The organism is Enteroscipio rubneri (genome assembly GCF_002899715.1).
Classification (GTDB): Bacteria; Actinomycetota; Coriobacteriia; order Coriobacteriales; family Eggerthellaceae; genus Enteroscipio; species Enteroscipio rubneri.
The window spans coordinates 1-15,848 of sequence record NZ_PPEK01000017.1; the positions used below are offsets into that span (position 1 = coordinate 1).

10 protein-coding genes are annotated in these 15,848 nt (G+C 63.0%); 7 read left to right on the plus strand and 3 right to left on the minus strand.

Going from position 1 to position 15,848, the window contains the following annotated elements; all coding sequences use genetic code 11:
- Positions 1–344: 344 nt before the first annotated feature.
- On the minus strand, positions 345–1,340 hold the full coding sequence (locus C2L71_RS10620; protein WP_103265735.1) for a LysR family transcriptional regulator: 996 nt from the start codon (positions 1,338–1,340) through the stop codon (positions 345–347).
- Positions 1,341–1,756: 416 nt separating this feature from the next.
- Between C2L71_RS10620 and C2L71_RS10625 the strand changes: the two genes are divergently transcribed.
- Both C2L71_RS10625 and C2L71_RS10630 read left to right on the plus strand, forming a co-directional pair.
- The gene (locus tag C2L71_RS10625; RefSeq protein ID WP_103265736.1) at positions 1,757–3,091 is read left to right on the plus strand and encodes a phenylacetate--CoA ligase family protein; all 1,335 of its coding nucleotides are present in this window, start codon (positions 1,757–1,759) and stop codon (positions 3,089–3,091) included.
- Positions 3,092–3,278: 187 nt separating this feature from the next.
- Positions 3,279–3,938, plus strand: a complete 660-nt coding sequence (locus C2L71_RS10630) for a LysR family transcriptional regulator substrate-binding protein (protein ID WP_103265737.1) — start codon at positions 3,279–3,281, stop codon at positions 3,936–3,938.
- A 102-nt stretch (positions 3,939–4,040) separates the two neighbouring features.
- Here C2L71_RS10630 and C2L71_RS10635 read toward each other — a convergent pair whose 3' ends face one another.
- Entirely contained in the window at positions 4,041–5,798 is a 1,758-nt protein-coding gene (locus tag C2L71_RS10635) for a lipopolysaccharide biosynthesis protein (protein WP_239926636.1), read from the minus strand.
- 398 nt (positions 5,799–6,196) lie between these two features.
- Here C2L71_RS10635 and C2L71_RS10640 point away from each other — a divergent pair, with 398 nt between their 5' ends.
- The 3 genes from C2L71_RS10640 to C2L71_RS10650 are packed head-to-tail and all read left to right on the plus strand — an operon-like array spanning position 6,197 to position 9,506.
- Positions 6,197–7,381 carry a 2-oxoacid:acceptor oxidoreductase family protein gene (locus tag C2L71_RS10640; protein WP_103265738.1) on the plus strand — a complete coding sequence of 395 codons (1,185 nt, stop codon included), beginning with the start codon at positions 6,197–6,199 and terminating at the stop codon, positions 7,379–7,381.
- Positions 7,378–8,583, plus strand: a complete 1,206-nt coding sequence (locus C2L71_RS10645; protein ID WP_103265739.1) for a transketolase C-terminal domain-containing protein — start codon at positions 7,378–7,380, stop codon at positions 8,581–8,583. Before C2L71_RS10640 ends, C2L71_RS10645 begins: the two co-directional genes overlap by 4 nt.
- Before the next feature lie 2 nt (positions 8,584–8,585).
- On the plus strand, positions 8,586–9,506 hold the full coding sequence (locus C2L71_RS10650; RefSeq protein ID WP_103265740.1) for a thiamine pyrophosphate-dependent enzyme: 921 nt from the start codon (positions 8,586–8,588) through the stop codon (positions 9,504–9,506).
- A gap of 178 nt (positions 9,507–9,684) precedes the next feature.
- Here the strand turns inward: C2L71_RS10650 and C2L71_RS10655 are convergent, their stop codons facing one another.
- On the minus strand, positions 9,685–11,415 hold the full coding sequence (locus tag C2L71_RS10655) for an FAD-dependent oxidoreductase (protein WP_103265741.1): 1,731 nt from the start codon (positions 11,413–11,415) through the stop codon (positions 9,685–9,687).
- Between the two features lie 283 nt (positions 11,416–11,698).
- Between C2L71_RS10655 and C2L71_RS10660 the strand changes: the two genes are divergently transcribed.
- Together C2L71_RS10660 and leuS are read left to right on the plus strand one after the other, a co-directional pair.
- Positions 11,699–13,090 carry a LuxR family transcriptional regulator gene (locus tag C2L71_RS10660; protein ID WP_103265742.1) on the plus strand — a complete coding sequence of 464 codons (1,392 nt, stop codon included), beginning with the start codon at positions 11,699–11,701 and terminating at the stop codon, positions 13,088–13,090.
- 154 nt (positions 13,091–13,244) lie between these two features.
- The gene (leuS, locus tag C2L71_RS10665; protein WP_103265743.1) at positions 13,245–15,818 is read left to right on the plus strand and encodes a leucine--tRNA ligase; all 2,574 of its coding nucleotides are present in this window, start codon (positions 13,245–13,247) and stop codon (positions 15,816–15,818) included.
- Positions 15,819–15,848 lie beyond the last annotated feature (30 nt).

The window sequence follows — 15,848 nt, forward strand, 5'->3', positions numbered from 1 at the left end:
AAGTACGTGGCCGAGAGCGAGTGGGGCTCGAGGCGCTATCTGGACGTGACTCTGCTGGAGGGGTAGCCGCACCGGACGGCGGGCTTATGAGGCTGTCGGAAAAGTGCGCAAGATTCTTGACGGTACCAAAGAGCATTGTACGTACGAAATAGGTACGCTCAATGCTCTGCGACGCGCATCGTACGTGCCAAACCGGCCTGTTTTCTGGCAGTCCGAAGGACGATGCTTTAGCATGCTAAAGCATCCCGACCACGTTCTGCGGCTACTTCTGCGTTCTGTACGTGCTCTGCATCCTGCGGCTGCCCTTCGTTCTCGGCGCCTGGGTTCGAAGGCCGGTTGGCTAATCATCGGCTGCGCCGAGGTTCGTCCTGCGGATGACGCGCCCGGGTTGCGCTCGATGTGGAATGAGGCTCGCCATCCTCGCGCGCGGCGACGGTCGGGTTCTGCTTGATGATGGCGTGCAGCTCGTCGATGTAGCGCAGGAGAAGTGGACTCGGACGACGTTCGTTATGCATGATATAGCCTACTTGCATGGTCTCGTCGACGTCGAGCGGGATGCTCGCGATTCCCGACTGCATTTCGGCTGAAAGCACGCCGGTGGATAGGGTATAGCCATTATGGCTGGTCAGCAGGTTGGTAAGCGTGCCTCGGTCTGAAATGCGGATGTTTCCTTTGTGCGGCAGGTAGCTGAGCGGCTCTTCCGAATAATAGAACGAGTTGGCGGTGCCCTGCTCGAACGAGTAGCGTGGATAGCGTTCCAAGTCTTCAGGACGCAACAGCTTGGCTTGCGCGAGAGGGTGCTGCTCGCCGACGAACACATGGGCCCGCGCGTCGAACAGAGGATTGTAGGCTACGTTTGCGTCCGCGAATGCCTTGTACAGCACGCGACGGTTGAAGTCGTCGGTGTAGAGGATGCCTACCTCGCTGCGAAACGACCGCACGTCATCGATAATTGAGGCCGTCGTGCTCTCGCGCAGGATGAATTCGTAGTCGTCGTTCTCGCATGCCTCTACCACGTTGACGAAGGCTTGCACGCTGAATGCGTAGTGCTGTGTGGAAACGGCGAGTCGAAGGTGCGCGGCGTTCTTGTCCGCATAGCGGCTTTCCAGCATGTCGGCCTGCTCGATGACCTGGCGGGCGTAACCGAGAAGCTCGGTTCCGTCGTTCGTGAGCGTGACGCCTCGATTGCTTCGGGTGAAAATGCCGATTCCCAGTTCTCGTTCGAGCTCTTTGATGGCGGTGGAAAGATTCGATTGCGAAGCGTACAGGTTCTGAGCTGCGGCGTTGATGGAGCCGTACTCGGCTATGGCGATGAGGTAGCGCAACTGCTGCAAGGTCATGATGTCTTCCGTCCTGTCGTCCGAGCGACCGCAGCGGATCGATACTCTCGAGCGGCCGATCCGAGTACCCTTAGCTTGCGGCCTTCTTCCTGTCATTGTACCGGGTTATAGTAAAGAACGATAGCGGCGCATCAAAACATCGAATGACCTGAGCGGTTGTGTTCAGCACGCGTTCGTGGTTTCATGCAATACGCTGCATGTTCCGGAGGGCGGGCAGATGCGCCTGGGATAAGCAAACGTTCCACAGTGAATATCCGAAGACTGAAATGCTCCGGCGTTTCAGCAGCGGCATCCGGACAAAGAACGAGCTTGACGAACAAGGCTGGCGAATGCAGGGCGATGCAAGAGGCGACGGCCGCCGGCCAACGTGGAGTGCGAAAACGGCGACGAAAAAGCATGACGAACAAGGAGCAACCATGGCGAAAAACATCCCCTACGATCAGAAGTACTACGATCCGGAGATCGAATGCATGCCGCGGCCGGAACTTCAGGCGCTGCAACTGCAACGCCTGAAGGATATGGTGGCCTATGCATACGACAACACGGTGTACTACCAGCGCGCGTTCGACGAGGCCGGCGTGAAGCCCGCCGACATCCAGACGCTCGACGACATCGCGAAGTTCCCCTTCTGTGATAAGAAGACGGAGCGCGAGACGCAGCATGTGGGAAGCTTCTTCGGCGAGATGTGCAGCGTGCCCGAAGAGGAGGTCATCTTCATGGCCACCTCATCAGGCTCGACGGGCGTCCCTACGGTCAGCCCCTTCACGCAGGAGGACTTCGACCTGTGGCAGGATACCGAGGCGCGCCTGTTCTGGCAGGCGGGCATGCGCCCGAACGACCGCTACGTGCACGGCCTGAACTTCGCCCTGTACGTGGGCGGCCCCGACGTCATCGGCGCGCAGCGCCTGGGCGCGCTGGCCATCTGGGCGGGGGCCGTGCCGTCCGACCGCCTGCTGTTCGTGCTCCAGCAGTACCAGCCCACGGTCATCTGGACGTCGCCGTCCTACGCGTGGCACCTCGGCGAGATTGCGAAGCAGAAGGGTTTCGATCCGAAGGCGGACTTCAACATCCACACCATCATCGTGGCCGGCGAGGCGGGCGGTTCCATCACGTCCACACGCGAGGCCATCGAGAACCTGTGGGGCGCGAAGGTCGTTGACTTCTACGGCCTGTCCGACATCTACGGCGCGTGTGCGGCCGCCTGCGAGGCGCACGACGGCCTGCACATCGTGGAGGACCAGATCCTCGTGGAAACGGTGGATCCGACGACCGGCAAGGTGCTGGCGCCGGGCGAGACGGGCGAGCTCGTGTACACGACGCTGTGCAAGAAGGCCCGCCCGATGATCCGCTTCCGTACGGGCGACATCGGCTACGTGAGCACCGACACCTGCGAATGCGGCCGCACGCTGGCCCGTATCCACGTGACAGGCCGCAAGGACGAGATGTTCATCGTGGGCGCCGTCAACGTGTTTCCCAGCGACATCGAGTACGTGGTGCGCGGCCTGGACGGCCTCACAGGCGAGTACTCCATCCGCGTGTACGAGAAGAACTTCACCTGCAAGTACGAGGTGTCCGTCGAGCGTTCGCTCGGCAGCGACGAGCCCTACGACGAGGTGGCGAGCCGCACCGAAGCTGCGCTCAAGGCGCACACGGGCGTGCGCCCGGCCAAGGTCATCGTGTATGATGCAGGTAAGCTGGGCACGTCGTCCGAACACAAGGCATCGCGCTTCATCGACGAGCGCTGTCAGTAGGTTCCGCCGTTCTGCCGAACGGCGGAACGGCTCGACGCTGCGGCTTCGCGTGACGCTCGATCTCCGCACGCTGACGAAGACTCGCGTACCGAAGTACGCTTCGCCTTCGCCATCGCACGGATCTCGGGCACCACGCGAACCCTCGCTGACTTGTTTGGACCTATAGGATTACAAGAAGGGACCTCCTATGACCACTGAAACTACCTTCGCCGTTTCTGGCCAGCATTATCTGTTCAACGTGCAGACATTCGCGCACACGGTGCTTGCCCTCGGTGGCGATTCCTTTCGCTATGCCTTGCGCGACCGCACGACGCAGGGCGTCATTGACGACGTCGTGAGCGGGAAGAGCGAGCTGGGCGTGTTGTTCGAGACGTCGGCCACGGCCGACGAGGTGAACGCCGCGCTCGACGCGGCGGGTCTCGAGTTCGTTGAGCTCATCCAGTCGGCTCCGCGCGTCGCGCTGCCGAAGAGCCACCCGATGGTGAACGCCGCTAGCTTGACGCTGGAGGACATGGAGGATTTCCCGTACCTCTACTTCGAGCAGGACGAGGACTCGCCGGTCGCCTTTGCCGAGGAGGCGCTCGCCAGCGTGCCGCGCGCCAAGAGCATCGCGTGCACTGACCGTGCGTCGCTGTCCGAGCTTATCGTGGCGCTCAACGGCTACACGGTGACCAGCGGCATCCTCGTGGGCATCTCCGACGGCGCGGGCCTCAACACCGTGCCGCTCGACACCGACGTGAAGCTGCATCTCGGCTACGTGGTGCGCAAGGGCGAAGCGCTCAGCGACATCGGCCAACGCTTCGTCGACACCCTCAAGAAGAACCTCGTGAGGTACGCGCGGTTCTAGGGGTTCCGGCGATCGGCCGACCACCGGAATGAAGCCGACGCTGCGGCCGGCCTCGCTGACTTACTACGCCAATCGGGACGCCTTCTCGGTCGATCCCGCAACTTACTGCGGCTGCGGGTTCTCGTCGTCGGGGGCGCTCAGGGCGCTGAAAGGCTCTTCGGAGCGGGCACGGGCCTTGGCATGGGCGGCTGCGCGGGCGGGGGACATGGAGCGCGTCGTTGCTGCGTCTTCGACCTCCAGCTCGGCCTTGATCGCGCGGACGCGCACCTTCTCGTGGGCAGCGGCGCGCGCCGCTGCCGTCGCGCCGGAACCACGGACGCCGATCGGGCTGCTGACTCCCGCCGCCGCGTCTTCGGTCTCCTTCGAGAACCCGAGTCGGATGCCGATGTACTCGCTCACCAGCAGCACCAGCAGGATGCACATGACAATGAGGTAGCCGATGACCGCGCCCGGCAGCCCCGTGAAGTTCACCAGCAGAAGCGGCACGAACAGCGAGAACCCGAACGTGATGATGTAAAGCCTCGTCACGGCCCGCTGCCGCCGCAGCACGGTGATGACCTGGTACAAAAAGTCGATGGCCGCCGTTACGCCGCCCGCGGCAATCATGATGAACAGGAGGCCACGGAACTGCTCGAAGTCCAGTCCGTACAGGAAGCTCATGATGGGAATGCCGATCCAACCCATGACGAGCGCCGTCGCGCCCGTGTACGCTACGATCACGCCCATGATGGCAACGATGATGAGGTCGAACTTCCCCCGTTTGGCGGGGTCGTTCCACGCTTCGGCCATGCGCACCAGAAGCGGCTTGTAGATGAGCCCGATGGTGAGCAGGATGCCCTGCGCGGGGAAGTACAGCGCGTTGAAGTACAGCTGGTTGTCGTAGCTGAGCACGCCCTCCATGACGAACTTCGGCATGTTGTCGATGAGCGCGTACAGGAACAGTGCCAAGAACAGCGGAAAGCAGTTTTTAAACAGCATGGTCACGCTCGAGGGGCTCACGCGGCGAGATTTCGGCGTTTCGAACAGCGCAAGCGGGAAGGTGAGCACCACGAATGTGACGATTGCCGCCACGGCCATGACGATGCAGGCTACGGCGAGATTGTGCGTGACGAGCAGGGCGAGCGAGAACACCACGAGCACCACGATAGAGCGGAACGCCTGCGAAATGCCGGCGAGGTACAGCTTGTCCACCTGCTGCAGGCGGCCTTCGTACACGTCGGCCAGTCCATCGACCATCTTGTACATGTACACGCCCAGACTGATGGTGAACATGTCGCTGGCATATCCGCGGATCGAACAATACGCGAAACCGACTGCTACCATGATGGCGCAGGTGATCCAGCGATTCAGCTGGTAGTCGGAGAACGAATGCCGCTCGTCCAAATCCGACACCTGGTAGGTTCGCACGCCGTAGTTCGCCAGGTACATGAGCAGCATGCCGGTGACGAACGCCATGGAGAACATACCGGCCTGCTCAACGCCCACCAGCTGCGTGACCACGACGGTGAGGATGGGAAACACCATGCCCCAGGCCCCGATGCCGATGGAGTTCCACACGTAGTCGCGCGTGGTGCGATGCGCGGCGTACTGCTCCTCCTGGGCGGCCAGTGATCGCTCCGACACGGCGCCGAGCAGGCGGTTGCACCAGTGGTTTACCTGTCGAGTGATGAAGTTGGGCTTGCGGGGTTTCTTGGTGGCCTCGTCCTGGCGGGCGCGCGCGGATGCGCCGAGGAAGGGCGTGGTGTCCGAAGGGGAGGCGGATGCGTGGGCGCCGTGTCCGCGCGCGGACTGCGCATCGTCCTCGGACGTGCGGACATGGCGCGCGGAGAGGCCGCGATCGGCCGGGCGCGGGTCGCGCATCTCGGCTCGTCCGTTCTCGCGCGCATGACTGCGGGGTTTGGTGGCTGGATCCTTCTCAAGACGTCTCATAGCTCCGAATTATAGTTCATCGTCCGCGCTATTCCCGATATCCACAGCAGCATCAAACGCGGTTTTCGACGCGCTCCTCGAAGCTGATTGGCAGGTTGATTCGTGTGCATTGCCATGGTGGAAGACTTGCGCGCCAAAGGGAGTAGAAACGCGCTCGAATTTGCTCGCATCGGCTCGCGCTCAGGTCTCTTGGCGCTCGAATGCCTGTGCGATCCAGACCGCTTGCCGTCGGCAGGGTTCTGCGAGCTTCGCGCCAGGCTTCGCGAGGCTATTCTGCGCCGGAGCGCTATACTTGCAGGGATATTATCAAGGGCGTACGGGAGAAGCTCATGATCGAAGTACTCTGGCATGGCCGAGGGGGGCAGGGCGCGTTTACGGCAGCGCGCCTGCTCGGCGCGGCGGCATCGTTGATAGATGGGAGGCACGCGCTCGCGTTTCCTTCGTTCGGACCCGAGCGACGCGGCGCGCCCATGCGCGCATTCACGAAGTTGGCCGATGAGCCCATTGGCGATCGGAGCGCTGTTGCGCGGGCTGACTACGTGGTGTATCTGGACGATACCCTGCTCGGTGATGAGTGGGCCGACGAGCTTAAACCCGGCGGTCTCGTGCTTGTGAACAGCGTGCTCGCTTTTCACGACCCTCGCATCCTGTCTATCGATGCCGACGGCATGTCCGCCGCCGTCCTCGGGCGGCCCATTCCCAACACGGTGTTCCTGGGGGCGATTTCGGCCTTGTGCGAGCACGTGAGAGCCGAGGATGTGAAGGAGGCCATACGTCAGTACATGCCACCCAAGCTGCATGCGAAGAACATATCCCTCGTGGATGCGGCGCGCGAACTGGTGGAGCGGCTCAGCTGCGACGGCGCGTTCGGCAGCGCGTGCTCCGAGGCGGATGGCGCGCCGCATGCAGGAGCGGCCGATTCCGAGCGCTCGGAAAGTGCAGCTGCGGAATCCGTTGATCGAACCATCGACCGCTTCGTCGCTCTCGCGGGTGCTCCGCAGCCGCCGCGACCGGACGGTTGCGCCATTCCTACGCTGCGCTGCGATGAGCTGCAACCTGAGAAGTATGCGCGCTCGACATGCTATGAAGCAGGCTTCCTCGTTGCGAAGAACGCCGGGTGGCGCAACGTCCGCCCCGTGGTGGATCGCGTTGCGTGCACCGGTTGTTTGGAGTGCTATATGCACTGCCCGGATGGAACGATTTACAAGGTTGATGCGGACTTCGACGATGCCGTTGGAGCGAGCACAGGCGCAGATGCAACCGAGGTGGACGGTGCGAAACCGAAACGGCGACGGCCGGCGCTTGTGGCGGTGGACTACGATTTCTGCAAAGGATGCGGCGTGTGTGCGAAGGTATGCCGTTTCGAGGCGATCGCCATGGTATCCGAGCGAGAGGCGCTTGCCTCTGAGCGCACAGCTGATGCGCCGACTGCTGTCGAAGGCTCTGCCGCGACTGCGGGAATCGCGTTTGCATCGAACGCAAGCGAGCAAGCGAAGGGGGCGGATGCCCGATGAAGCGGTTCCTTTCCGGCGACGAGGCCCTCGCCGAAGGCGTGCGGCTGGCGCGCCCGCAGGTGATCAGCGCGTATCCCATCACGCCGCAGACGGTGGTGGTGGAGCGCCTGAGCGAGATGGTGGAGGACGGCTCGCTGGCCGCCGAGTACGTGCACGTGGAAAGCGAGCACTCGGCGCTCTCGTGCGCCATCGGCGCGTCGGCCACGGGCGCGCGCACGTTCACGGCCACGTCGAGCCAGGGCCTGCTGTACATGGCTGAGTGCCTGACCTACGCGTCGGGCGGCAGGTTCCCCATCGTCATGATGAACGCGAACCGTGCGACGGCGCTGCCGTGGAACATCTACGGCGACCAGCGCGATTCACTTGCGCTGCTCGACCACGGCTGGATCCAGGTGTACGCCGAGAACAACCAGGAGGCGCTCGACCTGGCCCTCATGGCCTATGCGGTAGCCGAGGACCCGGCCGTGCGCACGCCCGTGATGGTGAACCTGGACGGCTTCGCGCTCACGCACACCTACGAGACGGTGGACGTGCCTGCGCCCGAGCAGGCCGACGCGTTCCTGCCGCCCTACGACGGCGTTGGCAACCGCTTCGACTTCGATCACCCGACGAACATCGGCTATTCGGCCGGCCCCGAGTACAACCGCTACTACAAGTACTGGGAACATCGCGACATGATGAACGCCCCGGCGGTCATCGAGCGCGTGGAAGCACGTTTCGCCGCTGTGTTCGGCAGGCGCTATTCCGGTATGATCGAGACAGTGGCCTGCGACGATGCGGATTTCATTATTGTGACGCTGGGATCGACGGCGGGACTCGTACGTTCAGTGATCGAGCAGCTGCGCGCAGAGGGCGTGCGCGTGGGGCTCGTGCGCATCCGATATCTGCGCCCGATGCCAAGTGCCCTCGTCGTGGAGGCGCTGCGCGGTGCGAAGGCCGTTGGCGTGCTCGAGCAGGACATTTCGTTCGGGGCAGAGGGCACGGTGTGTACAAACGTGGATGCTGCCCTGCATCAGGCGGGCGTTATGATGCCTACGTACAATTTCGTGGGCGGTCTGGGCGGCGACGACATATCAGAGGCACAAGTGGCCGGTATCTTCCGCGTACTGCAGCAGGCGGCCGAGGGCGCGGACGTGCCCCGCGTTTCATTTCTGGGAATTGATTCGCCGGCGGATGTGCTCGGTGCGGAAGGGGGCCGATAGCCATGGCCGTGAACGCGAGAACCATCGCCGACGACGAGTTCTTCTTCGGGCACAAGGCGTGCGCCGGCTGCGGCGGGTCGCTCGCCGTGCGCGCAGCACTTAAGGTGCTCGGGCCGAACGCCGTGGCCGCTCTGCCGGCCGGCTGCATGAGCGCCGTCGGGTTCAACTTCCCGCAGCTCTCATTCGCGAATAACGCCATGATCACGCCCTTCGCCGCCACGGCCAGCGTGCTGACCGGCATCGAGGTGGGGCTGCGCGCGCAGGGCAAAAAGCCCGACGATTGCACCGTGGTGGGTTTCGCGGGCGACGGCGGTACGGCTGATATCGGCATCCAGGCGCTCTCGGGCGCCATCGACCGCAACGACGACGTGCTGTACATCTGCTACGACAACGAAGCATATATGAACACGGGCATCCAGAAGAGCTCGCTCACGCCGTTCGGGGCCAAGACCACCACCACGCCAGTCGGAGCGAACGCACGCGGCTGCCTGACGCAGAAGAAGAACCTGTTCGAGATCGTGGCTGCTCATGGCATTCCCTATGCCGCTACCGCGAGCGTGGGGTATCTCAACGATTTCATCCGCAAAGTGGAGCGGGCACGGGATATCGAAGGCACGCGCTACATCCACGTGATCGCCCCGTGCCCGACCGGCTGGGGCCGCGCCGAGGACGAGATGGTGGACATGGCGAAGGATATCGTGGACTGCGGGCTGTGGTATCTGGCCGAGTACGAGGGCGAGCAGCTGAGCGGCCAGCCGGGTGGGCGCTTCCATCTGAGCCGCAACCCGAAGGAGTTCGGCAGCGTCGAGGCGTACCTGAGAAGCCAAGGCCGCTTCAAGGCGCTCACCGACGAGGATATCGCCGTCGTCGAAGCCGCCCGCGATGCGAAATGGGAGGTCATGCAGAGGGAGTGGCAAGGGTAGGCGGATACCTAAATCGGTGGGTGAAAGTCTGTTTCGGCGGCGGACCTGCAATTGGCTTTCGGTATGCTGCAGGAATGCCGCTGGAGCTTCTCGCGCAGCAACTGCGCTTTCGAAAGCGGCATCGCGTCCTGAACATGCTGGGACGCGATGCCGCCAGAGGGGTAACAGGGGAGCCCCGTTAAGCGCGCGCGAGATCCCTGCCAACCAGATAGCCGAACGTGATGCAGTTCATGCCTAGGTTGTGGCCTTCCACGCCGAAGTTGTAGAGGGTGCCGTACGAATCGCCCACCATAACGCCCAGGTTGTACAGGCCGTCGATGGGGACGTCGTTCTCGTCGCAGACCTGCATGTTCTCATTGGTGCGGAGGCCGCCGGTGACGCACAGGAACGCAGAGGGATCAACCTGGTACTTGAATCCGAAGAACGGCCCCGTTTTCACGGGTGCCAAGTAGCGCGGATCCTTGTGGAAGTCCTCGTCCACGCCGTTTTCGCAGTACATGTTGTACCGCTCGAGCGTGGCTTTCGCCTGCTCGGCATCTATGCCGTCAAGCTGTGAGAGCAGCTCTTCGATCGTATCGGCCTTCACGTACGCCCGATTTTCCGCTGCAGCCTCCCATTCAGCCAAAATCTCCTCCGACGTCTTCGGCTTGGGGCCGTTGTCCTGGTCGATGGTGGTTCCGCCAACGCACCAGGTGTCATAGCGGTATGCGTAAGCGGCTTCCCAGATGAAGTAGGCTGTGCGCTCCGGCTGGTTCATGACGCTCATGACCGAGTAGGTTGCCGTGGTGTCTTCGTTCATGTAGCGCTCGCCGTTCATGTTGAGGTTTGGCCCGGTGTAGTTTTGCACGCCGATCTGGGACGGCAGCTGGGCGGCTATCATGCCCAGAATCATGGGGGCGTTTGGATACACCTTCTGCCAGCCTGCCCCTACCCACAGCCCCATCTTCTGGCCGTCGCCGGGATAGAGGCCCCCGAATTGAAATCCCGCATCGTAGTCAAGGCTCCAGTTCTCATCGAGCAAGTCCATCGCCCACGGGCAGTACTTCTCCATCATCTCCCGGTCGCCGGAGAAATCGCCTGTCGCCAAGACGACGGCTTTTCGGCCGATGTACTTGACGTAGTCGCCCGCCTCGTTCTGCGCAACGACCGCGCTGACGCGGCCGGTGTTATCGTCATCGCGAACCAGGTGCTGCGCCACGGTCCGGTAGTCAATCCGGCAGCCGTTTTCGAGGATGATCCTCTCCAGTTCGGAGACGACCAGCCCTTGGCCGTTCGCGGATCCGTTGGTCACCTCGTCGCTGATCCAGTTGTGGGCTGACGGCTGGAAGCTGAACACGCCGTCAGGGTCGTCGTAACCGACTTCGATCGTGGTTTCCCAGCCGGCTTCTTCCATGACGTCAATGAGCCAATCCATCGATTCGGAGCTGTGGTTGATCCATTTCCACCATTTCTTTTGATCGATCAGATACCCCGCGTCGGCCATCTGCTTCTTGATCATGGGCGACAGGTTGTTCGCGTTGTAGTCGATGCCGTAACGCTTCTGGGCTTTGGTCCCGATGCCATGGTTCGAGCCGCCCCTGAACACCGGTGCCGTGCTGGCGGCGAACAGAATCACGTCCGCCCCCTCCTGCGCTGCGGACGCGGCGCACACCATACCGGACACGCCGGCGCCGACCACGACGATGTCCGCTTCATACGTCTCTGCGATCTGGGATTCCTCGATAGACTTGGGCGGCGTTTCGAACGAATAGCGCTTCGCGCCCGCCTCGGCGGACGCCGATGCATTCCCAGACCCTGACGCAGCTCCGCCCTTGTTCGGGGCGGCCGCGCATCCGGCGAGGCCTGCTGCGGTCGCGGCGACTCCCGATACTGCCATACCCTTAATGAAAGAACGACGATCCATGCTCATAGCTCCCTCCTTGTTTCATGCGGCCGGCTTTTTCGCCGATGCATGCATCGTAGGGTTGTGGGGCGCAGCGGGCTTCCTCCCCCGTGCGGGAAAAGCGCTACGGGGCCTCACATCCCAGATGTGAATTCCAGCATTGCATATATGACGGAGGTGAACGAACGGGAGGCGGGAAACCTTCGGGGCTTATAATGGGGTTGGGAAACGGATAAGCGTGCAGGCTTCATGCGGCGGGTTTTTAAAAGGGGACGCATCGGAGGCGCGCGCGTTTCTGGAGGGGGTTTCGATGCGCCGGCATGTCGCGCCGTGTTTGGGGTGGGCCTTTTACCTGCTGTCCGTTACCATCCTCGTATGGGACGGCTCTCGCACGCCGGAATCGAGCCTGCTTTCAGGAGAGGCCGCGTTCACGTTCGGGCTTGTGCGCCTCCTGTTCTTTTCAGGTGGCTTCTTCCTCGGCGCGTACTGCGCTTGGAAGCGACGCGGGTCGTATCGATTCGGGCGCGTCCTCTGCGTCGCCGCTGGCCTTATCGCTCTCGGGGGCCTGTCGGTTCTGGCGGCGAGTCTCGTGTCTGTTTGGATGGCCATGCTGGGGGCAGGCTTCATAGGGATTGGGAGCGCCGTGCTCTTTATGCTGTGGCAAAAGGCGTTCTCCCTGCGTGGAATCTTCGTTGCTGGCTACTGCCTTATGATTGCAAGTGCCTTAGGGGTCCTGCTGTTCTTGGCGGTTTCGCTCGTCGGCTTTTTCGGTTATCCGATTACGATGAGCGTGTGCGCAGCCCTGGTGTCGGCTGGCATCCTATGGGCGGTGGGAAAAGACGCTCCATCAGATGTGTATCCTGCGATGCTCGGATGGGCGCGTAAGACGCCCTTTCGGGACCTTTGGAAGCCTGTACTGTGTGTCTCGGCGTTCGGGTTCGTGTGGCAGATCGTGTATGCGCTCGGTTTGAGCAATCCGTCGCTCTCTGCTGTCCTGCAGAGCTCGTTTGTGTTTTCCCAGCTGCTTGCCTCGCTCGCTCTCGGCATTGCTTGGTATCGGTTTCACGAATACGTGCATATTGAGCTGGTATTTCAGCTTCTGTTCCCCATTATGGCGACGGGGTTTCTGCTGATGCCCTTTTTCGGATACAGCTATCGGGTGGCTTTCATATCGTTTTCGCTGTTTGCGTTCGGCGTCATGTCCATCCTCATGCAGCTCGCCTGTCTGCAAAAATCGGAGAGCCTGCACGTCGACCCCATTATTGTTGTGGGCGTGTTTGCGGGATTCGTGTACTCTTCGATGACGGCCGGATTCGTGGTGGGCCACGCGCTGCAAGGCGGCAGCGACTTCGGTTTTGCCCACCTGCTGGTTTTGGCGCTCGTGTTGGTGTACGGCCTCTCAGCCGTATTCTTCGCGATCAAGTTCCGCTGGAGGGAGTCGAAACCGGCGGGTGCGGTGGATGGCGAAGTCGAGGGTGCACGGGATGTATGCGGCGCCATTGCGCGCGATGCGGGTCTGTCGGCGCGCGAGACGGAAGTGTTCGGCCTCATCGTGAAAGGGCGTGATCTGCCCTACATCGCCGATAAGCTGGTGGTGTCCAAGAACACCGTGCGAACGCACATGAAGAACATCTACGTGAAGCTGGGTGTGCATAGCAAACAGGAGGTCATCGACCTCGTTGATGCGTTTGAAAAGAGATAAGCTGTTGATCGCTTTGCTTTCAGTGGGTGCGAAGCGCTTCATCCGTGTATGCCGCTTGACCGGCAACGTAAGCGAATAACTTCCTGCGCGCTTGCCACACCTGCTACAATAGGCAATTACGATTCGCCCCGCTCGTCCAAGGAAAGACACCGCCATGAAACAGTACAACCCGCATGAGATCGAGCCCCGCTGGCAGAAGGCGTGGGCCGACGCCGACCTGTACAAAGTGACCGAGGATGCCTCCAAGCCGAAGCGCTACGTGCTGGAGATGTTTCCGTACCCCTCGGGCGACATCCACATGGGGCATGTGCGCAACTACACCATCGGCGACGTCATCGCGCGCTACTCCAAGATGCGCGGCTTCGACGTGCTGCACCCCATGGGCTGGGACGCGTTCGGTCTGCCGGCGGAGAACGCGGCCATCAAGCACCACAGCCATCCGGCGAAGTGGACCTACCAGAACATCGACACGCAGAAGGCGTCGTTCAAGCGCATGGGCTTCAGCTACGACTGGGACCGCACCGTGGTGGCGTGCGACCCCGAGTACTACCGCTGGGGCCAGTGGATCTTCCTCAAGATGTGGGAGAAGGGCTTGGTGGAGCGCCGCAACAGCCCGGTGAACTGGTGTCCGAACTGCGAGACGGTGCTCGCGAACGAGCAGGTTACCGAAGGCGAGTGCTGGCGCTGCCACGGCGCGGTGGAGAAGCGCGACCTCACGCAGTGGTACCTCAAGATCACCGACTACGCCCAGGAGCTGCTGGACGACCTGGACCAGCTGGACGGCTGGCCCGAGCGCGTCAAGCAGATGCAGGCCAACTGGATCGGCCGCTCCGAGGGCGCCGAGGTCACGTTCACGCTGTGCGGGCCCGACGGCGAGGCGCCCGCCGAACCGACCGAGGACGACCTCATCACCGTGTTCACCACGCGTCCCGACACGCTGTTCGGCTGCTCGTTCTTCCTGTTGGCGCCCGAGTACAAGGGCCTCATGGACCTCGTGGCCGGCACCGAGTACGAGGCCGGCGTGCGCGAGGTGGTGGAGCAGGCCGCCAAGGTGAGCGCTGTGGAGCGCGCCCAGGGTGACCGCGAGAAGCACGGCGCGTTCACCGGGCGCTACATGGTGAACCCCATCAACGGCGAGAAGGTGCCCGTATGGGTGGCCGACTACATCGTCAGCGACTACGGCACCGGCGCGGTCATGGCTGTGCCCTGCGGCGACCAGCGCGACTTCGAGTTCGCGCGCAAGTACGACCTGCCCATCATCCCCATTATCCTGGGCGAGGACGACCCGCTGTATCCCCAGCTCAACGGTGTGCAGGAGCGCCGCGTGACGTCGGTGGACTGGGACCATGCCTACGACGCCGAGGGCATTCTCGTGCAGTCCGGCACGTACACCGGCATGGTGGGCGGCAAGCACAGCCCGGCCGTGGACGCCATCATCGCCGACCTCGAGGCGGCCGGCCGCGGGCGACGCAAGGTGGAGTTCCGCCTGCGCGACTGGCTCATCAGCCGCCAGCGCTACTGGGGCAATCCCATCCCGGCCGTCTACTGCCCGGAGTGCGGCCTGGTGCCCGTGCCCGAGCGCGACCTGCCGGTGCGCCTGCCCAAGGACATCGACCTGGCCGCCGGCGAGACGCTGGCCACGCACGAGGCGTTCGTGAACACCACCTGCCCCGTGTGCGGCGGCCCGGCCAAGCGCGAGACGGACACCATGGACACGTTCACGTGCTCCAGCTGGTACTACATGCGCTACACCGACCCGCATAACGAGGAGCTGCCGTTCGCGCCCGAGAAGGCGAACCGCTGGCTGCCGGTGGACCAGTACATCGGCGGCATCGAGCACGCCATCCTGCACCTGCTGTACAGCCGCTTCTACACGAAGGTGCTGCGCGACCTGGGGCTCGTGGACTTCGACGAGCCGTTCGCGAACCTGCTCACGCAGGGTATGGTGCTGGACGAGCACGGCGAGGTCATGAGCAAGTCCAAGGGCAACGTCATCTCGCCCGAAGAGATGATCGCCGGCTACGGTGCCGATGCCGTGCGCACGTACATCCTGTTCATGGCGCCGCCCGACAAGGAGCTCCAGTGGAACGAGGACGGCCTGGCGGGCATCTACAAGTTCATGAACCGCGCGTGGCGCATCGTGAACGACCTGGTGGGCCAGGCGGGCGACGAGACGTTCTACCAGGAGGGCGCCTCGCGGGAAGAGGGCGAGAAGGCGCTCGAGAAGTTCGTGCGCGAACGCCACCGCGTGGTGGGCAAGGTGGCGGACGACTTCGACCGCAACAACTTCAACACCGCCATCGCCGCCATCATGGAGCTGTGCAACGCCGCGGGCGACTATCTGCGCAAGTGCTCGGCGGATCAGCGCGCCGCCTGCGCGTTCTCGCGCACGTTCGACCACGAGGCCGCCGAGGTCATCGTGAAGCTCATGGCCCCCATGGCCCCGCACTGGGCCGAGGAGCTGTGGCGCAGCGTGCTGGGCCGTGAGGGCTCGGCCTACGAGCAGCCGTGGCCGGAGTTCGACCCCGAGCAGGCCAAGGCCGACGAGGTGGAGCTGGCCGTGCAGGTGAACGGCAAGGTGAAGGCCAAGATCACGGTGGCCGCCGACGCCCCCGAGGACGACGTGCGCGCCGCCGCCCTCTCCGCCGTCGAGGCGGCGCTCGGGGGCAAGGACGTGAAGAAGGTCGTCGTCGTCCCTGGCCGCCTGGTGAACATCGTCGCGAAGTAGGGGCGCGGCAACGCGCACTCCAGTTGTCGG

What these genes read in the sequence shown, in the direction of transcription:
- C2L71_RS10620 (WP_103265735.1), bottom strand. Translation starts at nt 1,340, where the DNA reads ATGACCTTGCAGCAGTTGCGCTACCTCATCGCCATAGCCGAGTACGGC.
- C2L71_RS10625 (WP_103265736.1), top strand. Translation starts at nt 1,757, where the DNA reads ATGGCGAAAAACATCCCCTACGATCAGAAGTACTACGATCCGGAGATC.
- C2L71_RS10630 (WP_103265737.1), top strand. Translation starts at nt 3,279, where the DNA reads ATGACCACTGAAACTACCTTCGCCGTTTCTGGCCAGCATTATCTGTTC.
- C2L71_RS10635 (WP_239926636.1), bottom strand. Translation starts at nt 5,798, where the DNA reads ATGCGCGACCCGCGCCCGGCCGATCGCGGCCTCTCCGCGCGCCATGTC.
- C2L71_RS10640 (WP_103265738.1), top strand. Translation starts at nt 6,197, where the DNA reads ATGATCGAAGTACTCTGGCATGGCCGAGGGGGGCAGGGCGCGTTTACG.
- C2L71_RS10645 (WP_103265739.1), top strand. Translation starts at nt 7,378, where the DNA reads ATGAAGCGGTTCCTTTCCGGCGACGAGGCCCTCGCCGAAGGCGTGCGG.
- C2L71_RS10650 (WP_103265740.1), top strand. Translation starts at nt 8,586, where the DNA reads ATGGCCGTGAACGCGAGAACCATCGCCGACGACGAGTTCTTCTTCGGG.
- C2L71_RS10655 (WP_103265741.1), bottom strand. Translation starts at nt 11,415, where the DNA reads ATGAGCATGGATCGTCGTTCTTTCATTAAGGGTATGGCAGTATCGGGA.
- C2L71_RS10660 (WP_103265742.1), top strand. Translation starts at nt 11,699, where the DNA reads ATGCGCCGGCATGTCGCGCCGTGTTTGGGGTGGGCCTTTTACCTGCTG.
- leuS (WP_103265743.1), top strand. Translation starts at nt 13,245, where the DNA reads ATGAAACAGTACAACCCGCATGAGATCGAGCCCCGCTGGCAGAAGGCG.